Source organism: Rhizobium sp. P1_E1, from assembly GCF_056406015.1.
In genome coordinates, this window is the sequence record NZ_JBFUAY010000098.1 from 1 (window position 1) to 21,380 (window position 21,380).

21 protein-coding genes and 1 pseudogene are annotated in these 21,380 nt (G+C 62.1%); 12 read left to right on the top strand and 10 right to left on the bottom strand.

The genetic code is table 11. The features are described from left to right. The first annotated feature begins 184 nt into the window (after window positions 1-184). Complete coding sequence (locus AC1D1Z_RS24855; protein WP_477851846.1) at window positions 185-889, top strand: HAD family hydrolase; 705 nt, start codon at window positions 185-187, stop codon at window positions 887-889. 29 nt (window positions 890-918) lie between these two features. Here AC1D1Z_RS24855 and AC1D1Z_RS24860 read toward each other — a convergent pair whose 3' ends face one another. Further along, complete coding sequence (locus tag AC1D1Z_RS24860; RefSeq protein WP_018244958.1) at window positions 919-1,422, bottom strand: hypothetical protein; 504 nt, start codon at window positions 1,420-1,422, stop codon at window positions 919-921. Next, window positions 1,419-2,048, bottom strand: a complete 630-nt coding sequence (locus AC1D1Z_RS24865) for a DNA-3-methyladenine glycosylase I (RefSeq protein WP_047621926.1) — start codon at window positions 2,046-2,048, stop codon at window positions 1,419-1,421. Before AC1D1Z_RS24865 ends, AC1D1Z_RS24860 begins: the two co-directional genes overlap by 4 nt. Window positions 2,049-2,296: 248 nt before the next feature. Between AC1D1Z_RS24865 and AC1D1Z_RS24870 the strand changes: the two genes are divergently transcribed. The 3 genes from AC1D1Z_RS24870 to AC1D1Z_RS24880 all read left to right on the top strand — a co-directional run bounded on the left by AC1D1Z_RS24870 (window position 2,297) and on the right by AC1D1Z_RS24880 (window position 4,777). Further along, window positions 2,297-3,046: a L,D-transpeptidase gene (locus AC1D1Z_RS24870; protein WP_018244956.1), complete on the top strand. Its 750-nt coding sequence runs from the start codon at window positions 2,297-2,299 to the stop codon at window positions 3,044-3,046. A 240-nt stretch (window positions 3,047-3,286) separates the two neighbouring features. Continuing rightward, window positions 3,287-3,979 carry a L,D-transpeptidase gene (locus tag AC1D1Z_RS24875; RefSeq protein WP_477851848.1) on the top strand — a complete coding sequence of 231 codons (693 nt, stop codon included), beginning with the start codon at window positions 3,287-3,289 and terminating at the stop codon, window positions 3,977-3,979. 123 nt (window positions 3,980-4,102) lie between these two features. Then, window positions 4,103-4,777: an outer membrane protein gene (locus tag AC1D1Z_RS24880; RefSeq protein WP_018244954.1), complete on the top strand. Its 675-nt coding sequence runs from the start codon at window positions 4,103-4,105 to the stop codon at window positions 4,775-4,777. A gap of 19 nt (window positions 4,778-4,796) precedes the next feature. Here AC1D1Z_RS24880 and AC1D1Z_RS24885 read toward each other — a convergent pair whose 3' ends face one another. The 4 genes from AC1D1Z_RS24885 to AC1D1Z_RS24900 all read right to left on the bottom strand — a co-directional run bounded on the left by AC1D1Z_RS24885 (window position 4,797) and on the right by AC1D1Z_RS24900 (window position 9,294). Further along, the gene (locus AC1D1Z_RS24885) at window positions 4,797-5,237 is read right to left on the bottom strand and encodes a hypothetical protein (protein WP_047621924.1); all 441 of its coding nucleotides are present in this window, start codon (window positions 5,235-5,237) and stop codon (window positions 4,797-4,799) included. A 42-nt stretch (window positions 5,238-5,279) separates the two neighbouring features. Next, the gene (gene glcF, locus AC1D1Z_RS24890; RefSeq protein WP_047621922.1) at window positions 5,280-6,590 is read right to left on the bottom strand and encodes a glycolate oxidase subunit GlcF; all 1,311 of its coding nucleotides are present in this window, start codon (window positions 6,588-6,590) and stop codon (window positions 5,280-5,282) included. Between the two features lie 68 nt (window positions 6,591-6,658). Beyond that, a complete protein-coding gene (gene glcE, locus AC1D1Z_RS24895) occupies window positions 6,659-7,858 on the bottom strand; it encodes a glycolate oxidase subunit GlcE (RefSeq protein ID WP_047621920.1) in 1,200 nt (399 codons plus the stop codon). Then, window positions 7,855-9,294 (bottom strand): FAD-linked oxidase C-terminal domain-containing protein, encoded by a 1,440-nt coding sequence (locus tag AC1D1Z_RS24900; RefSeq protein WP_018449400.1) that lies wholly within the window; start codon window positions 9,292-9,294, stop codon window positions 7,855-7,857. The genes glcE and AC1D1Z_RS24900 overlap by 4 nt, the downstream gene beginning before the upstream one ends. Before the next feature lie 161 nt (window positions 9,295-9,455). Between AC1D1Z_RS24900 and AC1D1Z_RS24905 the strand changes: the two genes are divergently transcribed. Next, window positions 9,456-10,352, top strand: a complete 897-nt coding sequence (locus tag AC1D1Z_RS24905; RefSeq protein ID WP_018244949.1) for a LysR family transcriptional regulator — start codon at window positions 9,456-9,458, stop codon at window positions 10,350-10,352. Window positions 10,353-10,365: 13 nt separating this feature from the next. Here the strand turns inward: AC1D1Z_RS24905 and AC1D1Z_RS24910 are convergent. Then, window positions 10,366-11,218: pseudogene (locus AC1D1Z_RS24910) on the bottom strand (LysR family transcriptional regulator). Window positions 11,219-11,360: 142 nt separating this feature from the next. On the opposite strand from AC1D1Z_RS24910, the gene AC1D1Z_RS24915 reads away from it, so the two are divergent. After that, a complete protein-coding gene (locus tag AC1D1Z_RS24915; protein ID WP_477851850.1) occupies window positions 11,361-12,356 on the top strand; it encodes a zinc-dependent alcohol dehydrogenase family protein in 996 nt (331 codons plus the stop codon). A gap of 19 nt (window positions 12,357-12,375) precedes the next feature. Here AC1D1Z_RS24915 and AC1D1Z_RS24920 read toward each other — a convergent pair whose 3' ends face one another. Together AC1D1Z_RS24920 and AC1D1Z_RS24925 are read right to left on the bottom strand one after the other, a co-directional pair. Beyond that, complete coding sequence (locus AC1D1Z_RS24920; protein WP_210066951.1) at window positions 12,376-13,533, bottom strand: adenosylhomocysteinase; 1,158 nt, start codon at window positions 13,531-13,533, stop codon at window positions 12,376-12,378. 155 nt (window positions 13,534-13,688) lie between these two features. Next, complete coding sequence (locus AC1D1Z_RS24925; protein ID WP_210066950.1) at window positions 13,689-14,600, bottom strand: LysR substrate-binding domain-containing protein; 912 nt, start codon at window positions 14,598-14,600, stop codon at window positions 13,689-13,691. 234 nt (window positions 14,601-14,834) lie between these two features. On the opposite strand from AC1D1Z_RS24925, the gene AC1D1Z_RS24930 reads away from it, so the two are divergent. The 5 genes from AC1D1Z_RS24930 to AC1D1Z_RS24950 all read left to right on the top strand — a co-directional run bounded on the left by AC1D1Z_RS24930 (window position 14,835) and on the right by AC1D1Z_RS24950 (window position 20,294). Then, window positions 14,835-15,347, top strand: coding sequence for an NUDIX hydrolase (locus AC1D1Z_RS24930; protein WP_018244945.1), 513 nt, complete (start codon window positions 14,835-14,837; stop codon window positions 15,345-15,347). Between the two features lie 62 nt (window positions 15,348-15,409). Further along, on the top strand, window positions 15,410-16,909 hold the full coding sequence (locus tag AC1D1Z_RS24935; protein ID WP_477851852.1) for an inorganic phosphate transporter: 1,500 nt from the start codon (window positions 15,410-15,412) through the stop codon (window positions 16,907-16,909). Window positions 16,910-16,925: 16 nt separating this feature from the next. Beyond that, a complete protein-coding gene (locus AC1D1Z_RS24940) occupies window positions 16,926-17,663 on the top strand; it encodes a 16S rRNA (uracil(1498)-N(3))-methyltransferase (RefSeq protein ID WP_028734938.1) in 738 nt (245 codons plus the stop codon). Between the two features lie 147 nt (window positions 17,664-17,810). Then, on the top strand, window positions 17,811-19,184 hold the full coding sequence (locus AC1D1Z_RS24945; RefSeq protein ID WP_446975483.1) for a glutamate--cysteine ligase: 1,374 nt from the start codon (window positions 17,811-17,813) through the stop codon (window positions 19,182-19,184). Between the two features lie 243 nt (window positions 19,185-19,427). After that, entirely contained in the window at window positions 19,428-20,294 is an 867-nt protein-coding gene (locus AC1D1Z_RS24950; RefSeq protein WP_028734939.1) for a DUF937 domain-containing protein, read from the top strand. 194 nt (window positions 20,295-20,488) lie between these two features. Here AC1D1Z_RS24950 and AC1D1Z_RS24955 read toward each other — a convergent pair whose 3' ends face one another. After that, window positions 20,489-20,788, bottom strand: a complete 300-nt coding sequence (locus AC1D1Z_RS24955; RefSeq protein WP_028734940.1) for a YjiS-like domain-containing protein — start codon at window positions 20,786-20,788, stop codon at window positions 20,489-20,491. 215 nt (window positions 20,789-21,003) lie between these two features. Between AC1D1Z_RS24955 and AC1D1Z_RS24960 the strand changes: the two genes are divergently transcribed. Next, window positions 21,004-21,380, top strand: a 377-nt coding sequence (locus AC1D1Z_RS24960; protein ID WP_477851853.1) for a LysR family transcriptional regulator, incomplete at its 3' end; no start/stop codon positions are given.

A 21,380-nucleotide genomic window follows, 5' to 3' on the forward strand; every position in this document is an offset into this window, starting at 1 on the left:
GTAAAGGCGGATGCCCTTGTCTCGACACAGGCATCCGATAGATTGCCGGCCATATTTTAAGAACAGGATGATTTTAGGCCGGGTCGGCCTAAAATCTGAATCCTGTTCTAAGTTAAATAGTGAGAGCATTAATGTCGTCCGAAAACCGCTCACACTTTTCGGCATCATGCTCTAGGGTGCGCATATGGCGACGCGACCATTGACCACGATCGGCTTCGATGCCGATGATACACTCTGGCAGAACGAACAATATTACCGACTGACGGAAGCGCATTTCACCGGGTTTCTTGCCGATTTCGCCGAAGGACCGAAGATTTCCGAACGGCTGCTGGAAGCCGAGAAACGGAACCTTCGCCACTACGGCTTCGGCATAAAGGGTTTCACGCTGTCGATGATCGAGACGGCGATCGAAATCACCGAGGGCAAGATTCCGGCCGGCGTGATCGCTAAGATCCTCGATACCGGCCGCGAGCTCCTCTCTCATCCCGTCGAAACCATGCCGCATGTGCGCGACACGCTGGAAGCGCTTGCCGGCAAATACCTGCTCGTGATGATCACCAAGGGCGATCTCTTCGATCAGGAGCGCAAGCTTGCCCAATCCGGGCTCGGCGACTTCTTCGACGCCATCGAGATCGTCTCCGACAAGACGGCCGTCACCTATCGCCGCATCTTCGCCAAGGTCGGCGACGGGCCGGAGCGGGCGATGATGGTCGGCAATTCGCTGAAATCGGACATCGTGCCGGCAATTGCCGCCGGCAGCTACGGCGTTTTCGTGCCGCACGAACTGACCTGGGTGCTGGAACATGTGGACGAGCCGAAAGAGGCGCCGCGTTTCCGCAAGATCGACCACCTCGGCGAATTGCGCGACCTGATCGACCGGCTCTCATAAGCTGCCAAGCTGCGCTTGTAGCTCTTGGCTCACTGCTTGGCTGGCGCCTTTGGAAACAGCGACGGGCGCTCCGGCTCGGCGGCCGGTTTCGGCTGCTGCGGGGCAGCCGCCAACGGCTCGATCAGGATGCTGAAGGGAGCGCCGAGGCCACGGCGCGGCGAGACCTTGGAATAATAGGGGCGCAGCAGCCAGGTGGCGTTCTCCTTGACCGTTGTCTCGAAGCTCATGCCGTCCTCGTCGGTGCCGAAGAAGGCCTCGTCATCCGGTTTCGACAGGTCGAAAATCGCCAGGAAGGCAAATTTGCTCTTACTGGAAAAACTGATCTTCATATGCTGGCCGGCGCGCACCGGCAGCGTATAGACATGGCTATTGCCGAACTTCGTCCAGCCCTTCAACTGCATGGTGACGGCCGGGAACTGCAGCTTCTCCAGCTTCTCGCCGGGATCGAGCTGCGGCGTCTGCGCCATGGCGGAGACCGTCAGGAGGAAAAGGGCAGCGGCGGCGATTATTGTTCTCACGGATAGATCTTTCATGGGCGGACCAGAGCGGTGCGCATCGCCTCGACCTCGGGCCGGCAGAAGCAACCTTCCAGATGATCGTTGACGAGACCCATCGCCTGCATGAAAGCATAAACTGTGGTCGGGCCGACAAAGGTCCAGCCGCGTTTCTTCAGATCCTTCGAAATGACCACGGATGTCGGCGTCGTCGGATTGGCGACGATGTGATCACGGTCGACCACCGCCGGCCGCTCGTTATGGCCGGGTTCGTAGCGCCAGAAATAATGGGCGAGCGAGCCGAATTCGTCCCTGAGCTCGATCGCACGCTTGGCATTGTTGATGGTCGAGACGATCTTGCCGCGATGGCGGATGATGCCGGCATCGGCAAGGCAGCGAGCGACATCCCCTTCGCCGAAGAGGGCGACCTTGTGGAAATCGAAACCTGCGAAGGCGGCGCGGAAATTCTCCCGCTTGCGCAGAATCGTCAGCCAGGAAAGGCCGGACTGGAAACCTTCGAGGCAGATCTTCTCGAAGAGGCGGATGTCATTGGTGACAGGGCGGCCCCATTCCTCGTCATGATACCGGAGATAATCGGGCAGATTGGCGTGCCAGTGGCAACGGCTCCTGCCGTCCTCGCCGATGATGATGCCTGTCGCGCTCATGATCCTTCATTCTGCGGGGGTCCGCTCGTTCTCCGGTCTTTGATTCCGGCTTTACCATTTGCAAACCGTCTTTCCAAACCGAACGGTAACCCTGACGAAAAGTTTATCCCAACGGTCGGCTTTTCGTGAATCGATCTTTACCATTCGCTGGCGGATTGGGTGGCAGCGTCTTTGCCGGGCGGAACATCTCCGTCCGGGCGGACATGTCCCGCCAGCGCATTTTCGGTCATTTGTAGAGAGTTCGTCCGATGATGAAACAGCTTGTTCTTGCCGCAGCCCTCTTCGGCATTTTCTCCACGGCCGCCCTTGCAGACGACCGCTACGCCACTCGCCCGCCCGTCGTGCTCAGCCCCGATCTGACCGCGCCCTGGATCAACCAGCTGGGCGGCGGCACCGTTCGACCCGTCGTCTATCAGCGGCCGATCGTCCGCCAGCAGCAGCGCGGCCTTTTCCAGCGTCGCGTGCTGCGCCAGGCGCCGCAGGCCGCACCGCAGACCGTTTCGGCGATCAATCCCGGCATCCCGTCGATCCGCCATCCGATCGAACCGCAATACCTGCCGCAGATGGTCGACTACGACACGCAGGAAAAGCCGGGCACGATCGTCATCGATACCAACAACCGCTTCCTCTATCTGGTGATGCAAGGCGGCAAGGCGCGCCGCTATGGCGTCGGCGTCGGCAAGCCGGGCTTCGAATGGGCGGGCGCCCACAAGATCACCCGCAAGACCGAATGGCCGGACTGGACGCCGCCTTCCGAGATGATCAGCCGCGAAGCCGCCAAGGGTCATTACCTGCCGGCGCGCATGGACGGCGGTGCGGAAAACCCGCTCGGCGCGCGCGCCATGTATCTCGGCTCGACGCTTTACCGCATCCACGGCACCAACGCGCCCTGGTCGATCGGCAGTGCCGTCTCCTCCGGCTGCATTCGCCTGCGCAACGAAGACGTCATCGACCTCTACGACCGCGTCAGTGTGGGAACCCGCGTCATCGTCATGTAACGGCGGCGCAATACTTACAGCGCCGCGCGTCTTTTCGAGAGCCGCAAAGGGCGCTGTGACCCTTTAAATTGCTGCATAATTTTTCCTTAAGTCGATTCCGATTTGAGGATCAATTATGCAGCAGGGGCCRCAAGAACATCCTGCTCCCCTTCTCCAAAATTGCTGTATCCGGCCACGCCGATCTTGAATCGGGCAGAAGTTCATGTAGCTTCGGGCGGATTTGCTTGAGGGGAATCGATCATGGTCAAACTAATGCCGGGTCTGGCTGCTGCCGGACTTGTCCTGTCCTTGATGTCTACATCCGCCTTTGCTGCACCCGCGGGCTCCGCGTCCGACAATGCACGACGCCCGGCGCAGATCGTGCGCGTGGCGCAGATGCCGAAATACGTGAAGCCGCAGTTCAAGCGCAAAAAAGTGCGCCTGGTAACGACGGAAGCCGCCGGCACCGTCATCATCGACACCAACAACAAATATCTCTACCTCGTCGAGGGCAACAACCGCGCCACCCGCTATGGCATCGGCGTCGGCCGCGACGGCTTCGGCTGGTCGGGGGTGGTCAAGATCGGCCGCAAGGCTGAATGGCCCGCCTGGACGCCGCCGGCAGAAATGCGCCGCCGCGAAGCCGCCAAAGGACACATGATTCCTGCTTTCCAGGAAGGCGGCGAGGACAACCCGCTCGGCGCCCGCGCCATGTATCTCTACCAGGGTGGCCGCGACACGATCTTCCGTATTCACGGCACCAATCAGCCCTGGACGATCGGCCTCAACATGTCTTCCGGCTGCATCCGGATGATGAACGAGGATGTGACGCATCTCTACGATCGCGCGCCTGTCGGCACCAAGGTGATCGTCATCGGCCCCGGCAACCGGCAGGGCAATGTGGCGTTTGAGGACCGGGGCATCGACGTGCTGCGCACGATGTTTGGCGGCTGAGCAACACTTTCAAAAAAAACGAAAGGCGCTTTTTGACGCGCCTTTTATTTTGCTTAGACTTTCAGGCCGAAAGCTGGCAAACCTGCCTAAGAGTCGACACATTTGCAATATCGGGGCTATTCAATGACATATGCGCTGCGTTCCTCCGCTTCCGTACTTGCGGGCATCGCGTTTTTCACAATCTGTTCGGCAGTTTCCGCCTCGGCGGAAGATCTGCAATTCTCCATCTACGGCGGCTACCAGACCGCGCCGCACAGCGGCGTCGACCTTTCCGACGGCACGCACTTCACCGCCGGCTGGGAAGGCAAGTCCTTCGGCAGCCCGCCTTATTACGGCGGCCGCGTCACCTGGTGGCTCGAGAACTTCAACAAGCCGAACTGGGGTATCTCGCTCGATTATACCCATGACAAAGTCTATGCCGACGACGATACGCTGGCCAAGACCGGCTGGTCGCATTTCGAATTCACCGACGGCCTGAACCTGATCACGGTGAACGGTCTCTACCGTTTCCAGGATCCGACCCGCCGCTGGACCCCCTATCTCGGCGCCGGCATCGGCGTGAACATTCCGCATGTCGAAGTGATTCGCCCCGAGGGCAAGACCTGGGCTTATGAATTCGGCGGCGTGACGCTGCAGGCCCAGGCCGGCGTCGACTTCAAGGTGACCGAGCGCTGGTCGACCTTCGTCGAATACAAGGGCACCTATTCGCGCATCGACGTTCCGATCGACAGCGGCGTGGACCTGAAGACCAACATCTTCACGAATGCCGTCAACGTCGGCGTATCGTTCCACTGGTAAATAAATTTCGGCTGCGGTGCTATTTCGTGCCGCAGCTGACCTTGCCCTCGACGGCATAGGGTTTTTCACCGCCTTCGATCGTCAGGGAATAGGTGCCGCTGAAATTTGCCGACGGCTTGCCGCGCTCACCGGCGACGACCACCAGATCCAGCGTTGCTCCGTCGGTATCGTCGCCGCCGCCGTCAAAGACTTCCATAAGCAGTTCGCCGTCGCGCGACCAGTGGTTGGTCAGGTGCTGCGATTCGAAAACACGCTTTCCGAATACTGTCGATTGGGCCTCATCCTTGACGATCAACGCACCGCGGAAATGGTTCAGCTTGTGGCCGGCATCGCTTTCGAAACCGCTTTCGAGCGTGAAGCGTGCTTCCTTGTCATCGGCGGAACAGAAATAACGGCTATTTGCATGGGCGGTGCCTGCCACACCGAGCAGTCCCGCAAGCACAATCATTCCCCGCCACATCGTCTAAACTCCCGAGACCGGCCCGACGGGCCTTCGCAAGCTTCAGCCTAACGGCAAACCTGTTAATTTTTCCGGCACAGCGCCACCATAGGCCCAATCGAGCAGTTCGACCGTATGCAGGATCGGCATGCCGGTGCCGGTGGCGATCTGGGTGATGCAGCCGATATTGCCGGTGGCGATGACATCGGCCTTGGTGGCCTCGATATTTTTGACCTTGCGCACCTTCAGCGTAGCCGAGATCTCCGGCTGCATGATGTTGTAGGTGCCGGCAGAGCCGCAGCAAAGATGGCCTTCGGCGGGATCGCGCACCGTAAAGCCCGCCGCTTTCAGCAATTGCTTCGGCGCAAGCGTGATCCGTTGCCCGTGCTGCATGGAACAGGCGGAATGATAAGCGACCGTGATACCGTTCGGCATCTGTGCCGGCAGGTCGAGGGTTGCGAGATATTCGGTGACGTCCTTGGCCAGCGCCGAGACCCTGGCCGCCTTTGCAGCATAGGCGGGATCGAGGCGCAGCATGTGGCCGTAATCCTTGATCGTCGTGCCGCAGCCCGAGGCGGTGATGATGATCGCATCGAGGCCCTGCCCCTCGATCTCGCGCGTCCAGATATCGACATTGGCGCGCGCGCTGGCGAGCGCCTGTTCGGCGCGGCCCATGTGATGGACCAGCGAGCCGCAACAGACCTCGCCTTCCGGCACCACGACCTCGACGCCGAGCCGCGTCAACAGCCGGATCGCCGCCGCGTTGATGCCGGGATCGAGCACCGGCTGGGCGCAGCCGGAAAGGATCGCCACTCGGCCCCGCCGTTCCGTTTCGGGCCGATGCGTGCCGGGTTTTGCGAAGTCCGAAGCGGCGGGGATGCGGCGCGGCGCAAGTGACAGCATGGCGGCGAAGGGTTTCAGCGCGCCACCCCGCATCAGGCCGGCGAAGGGCCGGCCGAGGCGGGCGAGATTGAGCGCCAGGCGGAAGCGGCCGGGATAGGGCAGCACGGCGGCAAGGATGGCGCGCGTCAGCCGGTTCATGAACGGGCGTTTGTAGGTCTTTTCGATATGGGCGCGGGCGTGATCGACCAGATGCATGTAATCGACGCCGGAGGGACAGGTGGTGACGCAGGCAAGGCAGGAAAGACAGCGGTCGATATGGGTGACGACCTCGGTATCGGCGGGGCGGCCGTTTTCCAGCATATCCTTGATCAGGTAGATGCGGCCGCGCGGGCTGTCGAGCTCGTTGCCGAGCGTCACATAGGTGGGACAGGTGGCGGTGCAGAAACCGCAATGGACACATTTGCGCAGGATCTGCTCGGATTCGGCGACATCGGGATCGAGGAGCTGGGTCAGGGTGAAGTTGGTTTGCATCTAGCGGGATCCCCCACGGGTATTGGAGGTTTTGCTGGAGATAGGGAGACACGGATCCATCTTGTCCCTCACCCCATCTTCCCCGGATTGAATATGCCGGCCGGATCGAACTTTTCCTTCACCCGCCGTGACAGCATCACCACCGCCTCGGGCTCGGGATGGAAGGCTGATGTGACCGCCCTCGCCTCATCCGATGCACGGATCAGCGTCGCATGGCCGCCACCGAGCGCCTTGATATAGCGACGGACCAGTTCGGCTTCTGGGCCTGCCTCCATGCGCATCCAGACGAGACCACCCTGCCAGTCGTAGAAGGCGTCGACGGCGGCTTCGAGGCGGAGTGCGGCGACCAGCTGATGGCCGGTGCCGGGGGCGACCGAGACGCGCCAGACCGGCCGCGCCGTGCCGTCGGCATAAGGCAGCACGTCACGAATTTCCTGCCAGAGCTTATGACTTTCCGGCTGCTCCAGCCGCGTGACCGTGGCGAAGGCCGACATTGCCGCGGCAAGCTTTTCGACGCGCACGTCGACCGAGCCCGGCAGGCCTTCGATGCGCAGAACCGTCGCTTCGCCCTCGGGCAATTTGCCGGCCAGGAATTTCCACGTCACCGTCAAGGGCAGATGCGCCGCACCCGAGACTTCGACCGGCAGCGCCATCGCCGCCGCCATGGCGTTTGCCGCCTCGGCGTCGTTGAGGCCGGACAGCATCACCGTCCGCTCCGTCTTCGGGCGCGGCGGCACACGGAAGGTGACTTCGGTGAGGAAACCCAACGTGCCATGCGAGCCGGCGACCAGCTTGGCGAGATCGAGGCCGGTGACATTCTTCATCACCCGGCCGCCGGCCTTGATGATCTCACCCCTGCCGTTGACGAAGCGCACCCCGAGCAGGCTGTCGCGGGCAGCACCCGCGATCAGCCGGCGCGGACCGGAGACATTGGCGGCGAAGACGCCGCCGATGGTCGGCTCACCGGATGTGCCCATCACAGGGCGATGATCCATCGGCTCGAAGGCGAGCATCTGGCCGCTCTCCGAAAGTGCCGCCTCGACCTCGGCAAGTGGCGTGCCGGATCGGACCGTCATGACCATTTCGCCGGGATTATAGGCGACGATGCCGGTAAGCCCGGTCGAGCGCAGCCGGTCCTCGGCAGCAACGGCATTGCCGAAGCCCGAGCGGCTATTGCCGCCGCAGATCACGAGCGGCCGGCCGCTCTGCGCATGGGTGCGGACGATCCCTGCTGCCTCTTCCTCGCTCGTCGGCATCAGATCGATCATGCAGCGGGGCGCCCTTCGAGCGGAAAGACTTTCGACGGATTGAGGAGCCAGCCCGGATCGAAGGCGGCACGCGCTGCCATCTGCTGGGCGAGGTCGGTCTCCGAATATTGGTGACGCATCAGGTCGCGCTTCTCGATGCCGACGCCATGTTCGCCGGTGAGGCAGCCGCCGGCATCGACGCAGAGCCTCAGAATATCGTTGCCGGCCGCCTCGGCACGGGCGGCATCCTCGGGATCGTTGGCGTTGAAGAGGATCAGCGGGTGCATATTGCCGTCGCCGGCATGGAAGACGTTGGCGACGCGCAGGCCGTAATGATCAACGATCTCGGCGGTTCTTTTCAGCACGTGGGAGAGCTGGCTGAGCGGCACGGTGCCATCCATGCAGATATAGTCGGCGATGCGGCCAGTGGCGCCAAAGGCGGATTTGCGGCCCTTCCAGATCAATGCCGCCTCGGTCGCCGACTGGCATTCGCGCACGGTCTTGACAGCATGCCGGCGGGCGATCTCGACGATGTCCTTCAGCGTGGCGTCCATCTCCGCTTCTGACCCCTCGACCTCGACGATCAAAAGCGCACCGACATCGAGGGGGTATCCGGCATGGGCGAAGGCTTCGCAGATCTCGATCGCCGGCTTGTCCATGAATTCGATCGCCACCGGAATAATGCCAGCGGCAATGACATCGGCAACGCAGGCGCCGGCCTCTTCCGAGTTCTCGAAGCCGAAGAGCACGGGGCGCGCGCCTTCCGGCTTGGCGATCAACCGCACCGTCGCCTCGGTGACGATGCCGAGCTGGCCTTCATGGCCGCAGACGAGGCCGAGCAGATCGTAGCCTGCCGCATCCAGCGCCTTGCCGCCAAGCTCGATCACCGTGCCGTCGACCAGCACCATCCTGACGCCGAGCAGATTGTTGGTGGTGACGCCATATTTCAGACAGTGAGCGCCGCCGGAATTCATGCCGATATTGCCGCCGATGGTGCAGGCAAGCTGCGAACTCGGATCAGGTGCATAGAAAAAGCCGTCCGCGGAGACGGATTCGGAGATATTGAGATTGGTCACGCCGGCCTGGACCACGGCGACGCGGTTCGGCAGATCGATTTCGAGGATGCTGTTCATCTTCGACAGGCCGAGCACGACGGCATCCTCCTGCGGGATGGCGCCGCCGGAGAGCGAGGTGCCGGCGCCGCGCGGCACGACGGGAATGCCGTAGCGATGGCAATAACGCATGACGGCCGAAACCTCAGCCGTGGTGCGCGGCAGGGCGACGGCGAGCGGCAAGCGGCGGTAGGATACGAAGGCGTCGGTCTCGAACGGCACCAGCTCGCGCGCCTCATGCACCAGACATTCCGGCGGCAGAAGATCGGTCAGATCGGCAACGATCTGGGCTCGGCGCGCCAGCACGTCGGCGCGGGGGCTGAGAAACGAAATGGCGTCGGACATGGCGCTCTCCCTGGCCCTGACGAGGGGGAATGGCAGCGGGAAGATGACAGCGGAAACCGGCCGCGAACCTCCCTGCCGCCGATAGACCGGCTTAGCACTTTCCCGAAAGTGGCGCAAATGCTAAGCACTTATGCCAAAAGGGGAAAAAGTCACAAAACCTTATGACCAATCTGGGTGATCTCGAAATCTTTGCCAAGGTCGTTTCAACGGGAAGCATGTCGCTCGCCGGCCGCGCGCTCGGCTTTTCCCCGGCCGTCGTCTCCAAACGGATCAAGCGGCTGGAAGACCGGCTGGGCACCCGGCTTTTACAGCGCACGACGCGGCAGATCTCGCTGACGGAAGCCGGACAGGGCTTCTACGACCGCGTTCTCGGCATTCTCGCCGGGCTGGAGGAGGCAGAATTTTATATCTCAGGCCGCTCGGCGCAGATGCACGGCACGCTGAAGATCTCGGCCCCGACCTCCTTCGGGCGCATGCATATCGCGCCGCATCTGAAAGATTTCATGGAGGCGCATCCGGAGCTTGCGATCAACCTGGTGCTGACCGACGAATTCAGCGACATCGTCGGCGGCGGCTTCGATCTGGCGATCCGCATCGCCGAACTCACCGATTCGAGCCTCGTTGCCCGCCGTCTGGCGCCGGTACGCCGGCTGCTCTGCGCCTCGCCGGACTACCTTGCAGCGCATGGCGAGCCGAAGCATATCGAAGAGCTGAAACACCACCGCTGCCTGCCGGCCCACAATAACGACACCTGGCGGCTGAACGGGCCGGACGGGGCGCTGAGTCTCAGGCCGGAAGGCATGCTGATCACCAATTCCAGCGAGGTGATCCGCGAGGCTGTCATCGCCGGCCTCGGGATCGCGTTGCGCTCCACCTGGGATATCGGCGAAGAGCTCAAGGCAGGCCGGCTGGTGCAGGTGCTGCCGGCCTATGAGGGCTCGCACAATGTCGCGCTGTCGGCCGTCTATCCCAGCCGGCAGTTCCTGCCGGCCAAGGTGCGGCTGTTCATCGACTATCTGGCAGAGCTTTACGGTCCCGTCCCCTATTGGGAGCGCTGATGGCAGCGCCGGTTCAGCGCGCCAATCTCTCGATGACGAGATCCAGCAGGGCGCGCAGCCGCGCCAGGCGCTTCATGTCGCGGTGATAGCCGACCCAGGTATCGCGGCCGGGCGGCGGTTCACCGAGATCGACCAGTTCGATGGCGGCATGCGAATCGCCGAGCGGCCGCGGCAGCACGGCGAGCCCGGCTCCATTGGCACAGAGCGCCGCCTGCACGTCGCGGCTGTTGCTGCGCATGACGATGTCGGCCCGCGGCAACAGGCGTTGCAGCCAGCCGACATCCGGCATGTCGCCAAAAGCCTCGTCCATGGTGAATGAGGCGGGCGCCCGTGCCGTCGCCGGCTTCGGGGTGCTGCGCGCCGCGTCTGATGTAAAGGCCGTATTCGATATGGATGAGCTTGCGCGATATGATCTCCGCTTCCGTGAAAGGTCGGATGCGGAAGACGAGGTCGGCTTCGCGTCGCGACAGACTGAGCAGCCGGCTGTCGGTCAACAATTCGACCACCACCTTCGGATGGACTTGCGAGAATTCCGCCAGCACCGGCGAAAGCACATGTGCGCCGAACCAGTCGGATGAGGACAGCCTGAGAAATCCATCGAGCTGACGGCTGCCGCCGGCAAGGACGCGCTCTACGGCGAGCGCCTCCTCCTCGATGCGTTCAGCGCCGGCGAACACAGCTGTTCCTTCGTCGGTCAGCACGAAGCCATCGGCCGTGCGCTGAAAAAGCGTCTGGCCGAGAGAGGCTTCAAGGACACGCAGCCGCCTGCCCATCCTCGGCTGCGTCAGCCCGAGGCTGCGGGCTGCTGCCCCCAGCGTGCCGAACCGGGCGATGGCCAGAAACAGCTTGAGGTCGCTCCATTCCATCGCTCGCATCCGTCAAACAAAAATGCATGGGCTTCAGTCGTTATCTTTCATTTTCATTCGCGTTTCAATGAACCATCTTACTTCCGGAACAACTTGTTGCGGGCGCCCTACGGACGCCACGATGCGAACGAAGGAGACCGCCATGTCTGTACAATCAACGATGAAAGCGCTGCTGGCCGAAATGCCGAATTCGCCATTGCGCATCGCCGATATTGCAAAGCCGGTGCCCGGCGAAGGCCAGGTTCTGGTGCGCATTAAGGCAAGCTGCGTCAATCCGCTCGATCTCAAGATCCGGGCCGGCAATGCGGCTCATGCCCGCCATCCGCTTCCCGCCATTGTCGGCATCGATATGGCCGGCATTGTCGAAGAGATCGGAACTGGCGTCAGCGGTTTCCGCCGCGGCGACGCGGTCTACGGCATGACCGGCGGGGTCGGCGGCATTCAGGGATCGCTTGCCGAGTTTGCAGCCGTCGACGCCGCGCTGCTGGCGCTGAAGCCGCAGAATCTGTCGATGCGCGAGGCAGCCGCCCTGCCGCTGATCTCGATCACCGCCTGGGAGGGACTTGTCGACCGCGCCGGGGTCAAGGCCGGCCAGAAGGTTCTCGTGATTGGCGGCGGCGGTGTCGGCCATATCGTCGCGCAGATCGCCAAGGCTGCCGGAGCCGAGGTGTATGTGGTCGACGGCGCTTCGAAAGCGGACTATCTCGCCGGCCTTGGCGCAATACCGATCGATCGTGACGCGGAAACGGTTGAAACCTATGTCGCAAGACACACCGGCGGCAAGGGTTTCGATCTGGTCTACGATACGGTCGGCGGCCAGGGGCTCGATACGGCATTCCGAGCCGTCAGCCAGTTCGGCCATGTCGTGAGCTGCCTTGGCTGGGGAAGCCATGCGCTGGCGCCGCTGTCCTTCAAGGCCGCCACTTATTCCGGCGTATTCACGCTGCTGCCGCTTCTGACTGGCGAAGGACGCGCCCATCATGGTGAGATCATGCGGGAGATGACGAAGCTCGCCGAAGCCGGCAAGGTGATGCCGAAGCTCGACCCGCGCCGCTTCACCCTTGCCGATACAGATGAGGCGCATCGGCTGATCGAAGACCGGCAGGCAGACGGGAAGCTCGTCGTCGAGATCGACTGATCTCAATCCGTCGGCAGAATTAGCGCGCCAAATCGAGATAGGCGTTCGCCACCAGGGCATCGATATCGGCGGGCACAGGCACGAGGCAGGATTGGGGACCGGCTTCGCCCCTGGCGATACGTTCCAGACAGCGGGCCTGAAGGGTGAAGCCGAGATCCATCGACTCGACCGTATTGCCGAGCGGCCGAGGACCGGCGAGATTGGCCATGTGACCGCCGCCCAGCACATGGAAGGAACGGCCGTCGCTCAGATGGAAGGTCTCGATATGATCGGCCTCGTAGCGGTCGGTGCCAATGACATCGGGATGGCGGCGGAAGGCTTCGACATCGATCTCATGCGGGAAATGGCCGCCGTTCATCAGGATCGCGCCGTCCTTGACGAGCGGCAGGTCGGCTGCCGTCACGATGCCGGCAAAGCCTGTGACGGTGACGATGATATCGGCCGAGCGGATCGCCGCGTCGCGCAGCGGCGTGACGAAACCATCGAGATGGGCTTCGAGCGTCGTCACCGGATCGATATCGACGACACTGACGGTGGAAAAGCCATTGCGGAAACAGGTGGCCGTGCCCTTGCCGCAGGCACCGTAGCCGAACACCGTCACGCGTTTGCCGTTGGTGGAGCGATTGGTGAAGCGCAGATAGCTTTCGAACAGGCTCTGGCCGACGGCATGCCTGTTTTCGGCGAACTGCTTGATCGGGCTGTCGTTGATGACGAGGATCGGCATGTTCAGCCGCGCGCGCAGCGGCAGCAGCCGCGTACGGCCCGAGGTGGTCTCCTCGGTACCGCCGCGGAGATTGGCGTAGGGTTTTTCCGCCGCGATGGCGAAGAGATCGCCGCCATTGTCGAGCAGCAGATCGGGCTTTTCGGCAATGACCGCTTCGAGGTTCTGATGGTGAGCGGCCGGATCCGTCGTCTGCGTCGCGAAAACCGTGATGCCCTGCGAGCGCAGGAACTCGACTGTCGAAGGCTGGGTGCTGTTGAGATTGCCCGTGCAGACAAGACGCGCGCCGCCGGCGCGAAGCGTCGTCAGCAGCGCCACCGTCTTCGGCTCCAGATGAATGCCGGTGCCGATCGACAGGCCCTCGAAAGGACGCGTCCGCTCGAATTCGGCGGCTGTCGCCTTGAGCAGCCTGCAGCTGTTGCCGATCCAGTCGATGCGGGTTGCGCTCTTTTCCATCATCTCTCTTCACAATTCCGTGGTCGTGCGGTTTCTGGGATTTGCGCAATTCCGGACGCAAAACCGCTGCACACTTTTGCTGGAATTGCTTTAGCGGAGCGACGAGGCGGCCGATATGGAAGTAATTCTGGCGAAGGGGCAGAAAATCTGCCCTTTCAGGCCGGTGTCCCGCAACGAAGCAGCCAACCGGACAGGGCCGCGAAGGCTGGCCGTTTCGCATCCGGCATGCGGCAGCAGAAGCTGTAACCCGATGGCCGGGAAATGAAGCCGTAGGGCGCGACCAGATGCCCGCGCTTGAGATCGTCCTCGATCGAGGCACGCGGGGCAAGTGCGATGCCAAGCCCGGAGCGGGCGGCAGCCAGGGCCAGCAGCAGATCCTCGAATTCTTGGGCGCGGGAAAAGACGACCGGCGGCGTGCCGCTTTCGGCAAACCATTCGTCCCAGAGCTTCGGAACGCTGCGGCTGGCGAGCATCGTCAGCGCGCCCATCGCCACCGGGTCGCGCGATAGTGTCGCGGCAAGCGAAGGCGTGGCGACCGGGCCGAACTCGTCCTCCATGAATCGCAGGGCAGTGATGCCCGCGGCAGGACGATATTCACCGCCCATGATCACAGCGTCCAATTCTGGGTGCATCTGCAACGGTTCGACGATGGTCATCGGCACGATGTCGACCGCCGTGTCGCCGAGACTTGCCTGCATCGCTGCGACACGCGGCATCAGCCACCAGACTGCGAAGGCGGAGGGCACGCCGAGACGGATGCGGTTCGCCGCAGTCCCGTCGAGCTCAAAAGCAGCACGCTGCAGGATGTCGAAAGCCGCACCCGAAGCTTCGGCAAAAGCCCGGGCCTGCAGGGTCGGGACGAGCCTGCGGCCGTCACGTGTGAAGAGCTTGCGGCCGAAGTGATTCTCCAGCGTGGCGATCTGCTGGCGTACGGCGCCGCGCACCACATTCAGCTCTTCGGCAGCCTTCAGAATGCTGCCGTGACGGCAGACGGCCTCGAAGGCGCGGATGGCATTGAGCGATGGAAGACGCATGAGGACGACATTCACCAGATCATAGTGGATCACTAAATCTCGCCATTGAACGAAAGGCAAGATCACGCCATATTGTACAGCTGTGCAATGTGACGCATTCGAGACAGGGTGTGACGGATTTTCCGAACCTGTCCCACCTCGATTTCCCCTATGAACGGCGATCAAATCGCGTTTCGAGTCGTGCTGCGCCTTTTTGAATTGCGTAAGCTTTCCGTGATATACGTATATGAGTGATTCCTAACGACGACTGTGAAGGTGACCCGACCATTGACTCTTTTCGCCCGACTGGCTTCCGATGTGCAACTGATGTTCCGGCGCCCGCCGCGACAGCAATATGGTGCGCTCTGCTACCGGGTAAAGAAGAAGAGCGGCGAGGTCGAGGTGCTGTTGATGACGAGCCGCGACACCGGCCGCTGGGTCATTCCCAAGGGCTGGCCGATGACGCGCAAATGCGCCCATGAGGTCGCGATGCAGGAGGCCTTCGAGGAAGCCGGCGTCCGCGGCGTAGTCGAAACGGAAACGCTTGGCGCCTACAGTTATTCGAAGGTGCTGCGCGACGGGGTACAGGTGATCTGCAAGGTGCAGGTCTATGCGCTCGAAGTCACCGACATGGCAAAGAACTTCAAGGAAAAAGGCGAGCGCCGCATTGAATGGGTCTCGTTCGACGAGGCGGCCGGGCGTGTGCGTGAACCGGAGCTCCGGCACCTCTTGCTCGCCTTCAAGCGGACGATGACCGACCGGCTTTCGGCCGGAGCGGCAAAGCAAATTCCGGCGGAATGAATCCTGCCATCTTGCACTGCTAGGAAAGCAGGGTAGAAGCAGAGTCATCCTCAGGAAAAAGAATGCCGCCACGTCCCGCAGTCCTCACGAAACGTACGCTCGACAAGGACCTCGACAAGATCACCCATGCCGAGGACGTGGCGAAGCATGTTTTGCGGCGGCTGGTGGCGCCTGGCCTCGGATTGATTTTCGTCGGTCTCGCCATGCTCTTTGCCGGCGTCTATGTGTTCGACCGGCCGGGAGCGATGCTCGTCGTGGCAGCGGCGGCCCTTGCCGGCTACATGGCGATGAACATCGGCGCCAATGACGTGACCAACAACGTTGGTGCCGCCGTCGGCGCGCGCGCCATGACGATGGGCCAGGCACTGGTCATCGCTGCGATTTTTGAAGTTCTTGGCGCCACGGTCGCCGGCGGCGAGGTCGTCAAGACGATTTCCTCGAACATCGTAGACGCCGTCCAGGTGCCGCCGGTGCTGCTTGGCTGGATCATGATGGCGGCGCTGATGGCGGCGGCCCTCTGGATCAACCTCGCAACCTGGATGAACGCGCCGGTTTCCACCACCCATGCGATCGTCGGCGCGGTGATCGGGGCCGGCATCTCAGCGGTCGGGCCGGAGCCGGTGAACTGGCGGGTGATGCTGGAGATCACCTCGAGCTGGATCACCTCGCCGCTGATCGGCGGGCTGATTGCAGCCGGGCTGCTTTATCTCGTCAAGACCCTCATTATCTATCGCGATGACAAGGTCGCGGCGGCCCAACGCTGGGTGCCGGTGCTGGTCGCGGTGATGGCCGGCGGCTTCATGGCTTATATGGTGCTGCAGCTGTCGCCCCCGGGCAGGTTCCCGCCGCTGACCGTCTTCCTCATCGGGATCGGCATCGGGCTGGTAAGCTGGCTTGCCGCCCGACCGCTCGTTCTCGCCCAAGCGCGGGCTCTCGAAAACCGCAATAGCTCGTTGCGGACGCTGTTTCGGCTGCCGCTCATCGGCTCTGCGGCGCTGCTGTCATTCGCGCATGGCGCAAATGACGTTTCGAACGCGGTCGGGCCGCTGTCGGCGATCGTCCATTCGGTCGGCATTGGCGGCGGCGGTGGCATCGGGCATCCGCCGCTCTGGGTGATGCTGATCGGCGCCTTTGGCATCTCCGTCGGTCTGCTGCTCTTCGGGCCGCGCCTCATCCGCCTGGTCGGCGAGGAGATCACCAAGCTCAATCCGATGCGGGCCTATTGTGTCGCGCTGTCGACCGCCTTTACCGTCATCGTCGCCTCCTGGCTCGGCCTGCCGGTCAGCACCACACATATCGCCGTCGGCTCCGTCTTCGGCGTCGGGTTCTTTCGCGAATGGTACACGCGCCATTCGAAGCGCCGCATTGCCTATATCAGGCGCAAGGCCGAGAGCTTTGATATCGACGAGCCGGAGGAGCCTAATATCCACGAGACGCGGCGGCGCTATCTCGTGCGCCGCTCGCATTTCATGACGATCGTCGCCGCCTGGATCGTCACAGTGCCGGTTTCGGCAGCGCTTGCGGCAATGATTTATTGGGTTATGTTCGCGCTCTTCGTCTGAGGTCTCGAGTTTTCGAATGCGCGCCAATTTCCGTATGCAACGGCTTTTCGTCGAGGCGCCGCTTTCCAGCGGTGCCATCGTGGAGGCAAATGCCGATCAGTTCAACTATCTCGCCAATGTGCTGAGGATGGAGGAAGGTGGGGCGATCCTGCTCTTCAACGGCCGCGACGGCGAGTGGAAGGCTAGCCTCTCCTTCCCCACGCGCAAACGCATTCAGCTGACGGCAACCGAAGAGACGCGGCTGCAGCCGCAGCCTTGCGACCTGCATTATCTCTTTGCGCCGCTCAAGGTCGGCCGCATGGACTATCTCGTGCAGAAGGCGGTCGAAATGGGAGCCGGCCTGCTGCAGCCGGTGATGACCCAGCACGTCCAGGGCAAGATCACCAATCTCGACAAGCTGCGCGCCAATGTCGTCGAAGCGGCTGAGCAATGCGGCATTCTCGGCATTCCCGATGTCGCCGAGCCAGTGAGACTTCTCGACCTGCTCGACCGCTGGCCAAGCGAGCGCCGCATCATCTATTGCGACGAGGGCGATGCCGGGCAGAACCCGCTGCCGGTGCTGTCAGCGATCAGGGAAAGACATCTCGCTCTGCTCGTCGGGCCGGAAGGCGGCTTTTCGGAAGAGGAACGGGCGCGGCTTCGAAGCCTCGATTTCGTCACCGCCATTCCGCTCGGACCGCGCATCCTGCGGGCCGATACGGCAGCCGTTGCGGCCTTGGCGGTGGTCCAGGCGGCGATCGGCGACTGGAACTAAGGTCGAAAACGGGTTGACATGGAAATCGCTGTTATTTTTTTGATGCGTCGTTGAAACAATTTCACTTGCAACATGGGTGGCTTGGGTCCTAATCACCCTTCCAATTGCCCGGCCCCCTGGGCGCCTTTTTGAATACAGGTATCCCGCATGGCCCGCGACACTACCGACCAGACACCGCTCTCTTCGGTCCAGGATTTGACCGATTATATCGCCGCGGGCAACAAGCCGCGGGAGCGCTTCCGGATCGGCACCGAACACGAGAAATTCGCCTTCTTCCGCGCCGATAACAGCCCGGTTCCCTATTCCGGCGATGCCAGCATTTCGGCCCTTTTGAGCGGCCTGCAGAAAAAAAGCGGCTGGGAGCCGATCACCGACGGCGGCAACATCATCGGCCTTGCCGAGCAGCACGGCATGGGCGCGATTTCGATCGAGCCCGGCGGCCAGTTCGAACTCTCCGGCGCACCGCTGGAGACGATCCACGAGACCTGCAAGGAATCGAACCAGCATCTGGCGACGCTGCGTGAAATCGCCGAGCCGATGGGCATCCGCTTCCTCGGCATCGGCGGCAGTCCGAAATGGACCTATGCGGAAACCCCGCAGATGCCGAAATCACGCTACGAGATCATGACCCGCTATATGCCGAAGGTCGGCACCCAGGGTCTCGACATGATGTACCGCACCTGCACGATCCAGGTGAACCTCGACTTCTCCTCGGAAGCCGACATGCGCCAGAAAATGCGCGTCTCGATGAAGCTGCAGTCGCTGGCGACCGCTCTGTTTGCATCCTCGCCCTTCACCGAGGGCAAGCCGAACGGGTTGCTCTCCTGGCGCGGCGATATCTGGCGCGACGTCGACAACCGGCGCGCCGGCCTGCTCGACTTCACCTTCCGCGACGACTTCGGCTTCCGCGACTATGCCGAATGGGCGCTCGACGCGCCGATGTATTTCATCGTCCGCGACGGCCACTATCACGACTGTACCCATGTCACCTTCCGCCAGTTCATGAACGGCGCATTGAAGGGCGAGGTCGCCGATCCGGCGCCGACGATGGGTGACTGGACGAACCATCTTTCGACACTTTTCCCCGACGTGCGGCTGAAGCGCTTCCTCGAAATGCGCGGCGCCGACGGCGGCCCGTGGCGGCGCATCTGTGCGCTGCCGGCCTTCTGGGTCGGCCTGCTCTACGACGATGCGGCACTCGAGGCCGCCGACGAGCTGACGAAGGATTGGAGCTTTGCCGAGATCGGCGCCCTGCGGAATGCCGTTCCCGCCGAAGGGCTGAAGGCACAATTTCGCGGACATCCGCTCTTCGACATGGCGCGCGAGGTGGTCGGCATATCAAGGGCCGGTCTCAAGGCGCGCGGCAAGCTCAACCGGGAAGGCCAGGACGAGAGCATCTTCCTGGCGCCGCTCGACGAGGTGCTCGCCAAGAAGGCGACGCTCGCCGAGGATCTGCTTTCGCTCTATCACGGCCGCTGGCACGGTTCCGTGGAGCCGGTCTTCGAGGACTATCAGTACTGAGGCCGACCCAAAGCGGTTCCGGCTTTACCGGAATTGCTCTGACAGCCCCCTATTTTCGACTGTCTCCGAGCGGCGGAAATGAAGGCCGGCAACGTGGTGCTCCACCGACCGGCCGCTGGAGTCTCGGTCGCATGCTCTCGATAAATTCCTCCCTAAGTTCTTATGGCAAAAAGCAGTTTGCGCATTGCCATTTCCGGTTATAGTGGCGTTACAGCGCGTCACGACCCGGGGAAAGGAACTTCCATGCTGCCACTCTTCGACATGATGATGCAGGCGCAGAACGGCGCGGCGATGGAGGCGATCGCCCGGCAATTCAACCTCGCGCAGGAACAGGCGACGAAGGCGATGGCGGCGCTGATGCCGGCCTTTTCCGCCGGGCTGAAACGCAGCACCAGCAATCCCTATGATTTCGTCGGGCTGATGCAGGCGGTCTCCTCCGGCAATTACGCGCGATATTTCGAGGATATGAGCCGGGCTTTCACGCCGGAGGGTATTTCCGACGGCAACAACATCCTTGCCCAACTCTTCGGCTCGAAGGAGGTTTCGCGCGCGGTCGCCGCCCAGGCCGCACAGATGACCGGCATCGGCCAGGATATCTACAAACGGATGCTGCCGGTGCTGGCCGATACGCTGATGGGCGGGCTCTTCAAGCAGACGACCGGCCAGATGGCCTCGCCGGTCAACCCCTTCGTCAACACCGCGATGAACGAGACCATCCAGAAATGGCTGGAAAGCACCGGCTTTGCGCCGAAGCCGAAGACGGCCCCAGAGCCCAGCATCTTCGACAATCCCTTCACGCAGGCGATGCAGTTGATGTTTTCGGTGCCGAAGCCGGAAGCGACATCTCAGCCGAACCCCTTCCTCGACAATCCCTTCGCCAAGGCCTTCCAGGAGATGATGGGCGGGCTTGGCCAGCAGCCGGCGGCCCAGACCAAGGCCAAGGCACCGGAGGCGCCGAAGGAAGAGGCGAAGATCAATACCGACAGCTATACCGAAATGCTGAACGCCATGTTCGACAGCGGGCTGGAGGTGCAGAAGAACTATCAGAGGAACCTAGAAGCGATCTTCGAAACCTATCGGCCGAAGTCCTCCTCTGAGACCAGCGAATAACCCCGAAAGTCGGAATCGATTTTCGGAAAGGAATTCGCGCAAATCCAAAATATTGCAGCGTCCTTTGCGCGTTTGGAAAGATGCACAAAGGACGCTGCAGGGCATAAAAAAACCCGGAGATGGCTTGGGAAAGCCGATCACCGGGTCAAGCGGCAGGGCTATTGGCTATCACCCTGCGGGGAAACTCGACGCTCCTAGTCTTCGTGGGAGCGGAAGAGCGACAGGCGCCAGCGATTGCGCGCCGAGCGCGTCAGATGTTCCGACGGGTCCTCGAAGAAGGTTGATGCCAGGAACGCAGAGGTCAGGTCGGCCCTGCTAAGGCCGATATCCCTCAGCTGAGTATCGTTCAGATCGTGTAGACCGTTGATCTCGATGCGATTGCGGAACACGCGAAAGAGGGAGGTCAACGGTGTGAGGCCTGCTGCCAGACGCTGGGAAAACGTCGGGGTGAGCTTGCCGCAGTCGAGTTCTATTGTTCTGTCTGTCATCCGCATGGGACTCTCCTTTCTTTCGATTTTCTTTTAGGCGCGCAACAACCCAGCCCTCCCGCGAGGTCGCACGGGAAGGAGCAAGGCTGAATTGGGCTCGGACAGGCAGGGTGTCTGTCCTTCACTTTGCTTGATTTGCATCCCGAAGATGCCAAAGACCTATTGATCAGTCCAACGAATGTTTCTAATGATTATCATCAGCTATCTTTATGGGTGACAACATGTCCGCGCCTCTTGATCTCGACCAATTGCAGACTTTCATCGCCATCGTCGATTCCGGCAGCTTCACCAAGGCCGCCGACCGGGTCTACAAGACCCAATCGGCCGTCTCCATGCAGATGCGCCGTCTCGAGGAACGCATCGGCAAGCAGCTGTTCATCAAGGACGGGCGCGGCAACCGGCTGACGGTCGAGGGCGAAAAACTGCTCAACTATGCCCGGCGCATCATCCGCCTCAACAACGAGGCGATCGCGGCCTTCGACGACAACAGGCTGGAGGGGATGCTGCGGATCGGCACGCCGGACGACTATGCCGACCGGTACATGCCCGAAATCATCGGCCGCTTCGCCAAGACGCATCCGAATGTCGAGCTCTATAT

Coding starts and splice junctions, on each gene's coding strand:
- glcE (WP_047621920.1), bottom strand. CDS start 7,858: ATGATCGATCTGATGCCGACGAGCGAGGAAGAGGCAGCAGGGATCGTC.
- AC1D1Z_RS24940 (WP_028734938.1), top strand. CDS start 16,926: ATGCGCGCCAATTTCCGTATGCAACGGCTTTTCGTCGAGGCGCCGCTT.
- AC1D1Z_RS24905 (WP_018244949.1), top strand. CDS start 9,456: ATGACCAATCTGGGTGATCTCGAAATCTTTGCCAAGGTCGTTTCAACG.
- AC1D1Z_RS24865 (WP_047621926.1), bottom strand. CDS start 2,048: ATGAGCGCGACAGGCATCATCATCGGCGAGGACGGCAGGAGCCGTTGC.
- AC1D1Z_RS24855 (WP_477851846.1), top strand. CDS start 185: ATGGCGACGCGACCATTGACCACGATCGGCTTCGATGCCGATGATACA.
- AC1D1Z_RS24920 (WP_210066951.1), bottom strand. CDS start 13,533: ATGGAAAAGAGCGCAACCCGCATCGACTGGATCGGCAACAGCTGCAGG.
- AC1D1Z_RS24955 (WP_028734940.1), bottom strand. CDS start 20,788: ATGCGGATGACAGACAGAACAATAGAACTCGACTGCGGCAAGCTCACC.
- AC1D1Z_RS24875 (WP_477851848.1), top strand. CDS start 3,287: ATGGTCAAACTAATGCCGGGTCTGGCTGCTGCCGGACTTGTCCTGTCC.
- AC1D1Z_RS24915 (WP_477851850.1), top strand. CDS start 11,361: ATGTCTGTACAATCAACGATGAAAGCGCTGCTGGCCGAAATGCCGAAT.
- AC1D1Z_RS24860 (WP_018244958.1), bottom strand. CDS start 1,422: ATGAAAGATCTATCCGTGAGAACAATAATCGCCGCCGCTGCCCTTTTC.
- AC1D1Z_RS24870 (WP_018244956.1), top strand. CDS start 2,297: ATGATGAAACAGCTTGTTCTTGCCGCAGCCCTCTTCGGCATTTTCTCC.
- AC1D1Z_RS24935 (WP_477851852.1), top strand. CDS start 15,410: ATGCCGCCACGTCCCGCAGTCCTCACGAAACGTACGCTCGACAAGGAC.
- glcF (WP_047621922.1), bottom strand. CDS start 6,590: ATGCAAACCAACTTCACCCTGACCCAGCTCCTCGATCCCGATGTCGCC.
- AC1D1Z_RS24885 (WP_047621924.1), bottom strand. CDS start 5,237: ATGTGGCGGGGAATGATTGTGCTTGCGGGACTGCTCGGTGTGGCAGGC.
- AC1D1Z_RS24950 (WP_028734939.1), top strand. CDS start 19,428: ATGCTGCCACTCTTCGACATGATGATGCAGGCGCAGAACGGCGCGGCG.
- AC1D1Z_RS24945 (WP_446975483.1), top strand. CDS start 17,811: ATGGCCCGCGACACTACCGACCAGACACCGCTCTCTTCGGTCCAGGAT.
- AC1D1Z_RS24900 (WP_018449400.1), bottom strand. CDS start 9,294: ATGTCCGACGCCATTTCGTTTCTCAGCCCCCGCGCCGACGTGCTGGCG.
- AC1D1Z_RS24880 (WP_018244954.1), top strand. CDS start 4,103: ATGACATATGCGCTGCGTTCCTCCGCTTCCGTACTTGCGGGCATCGCG.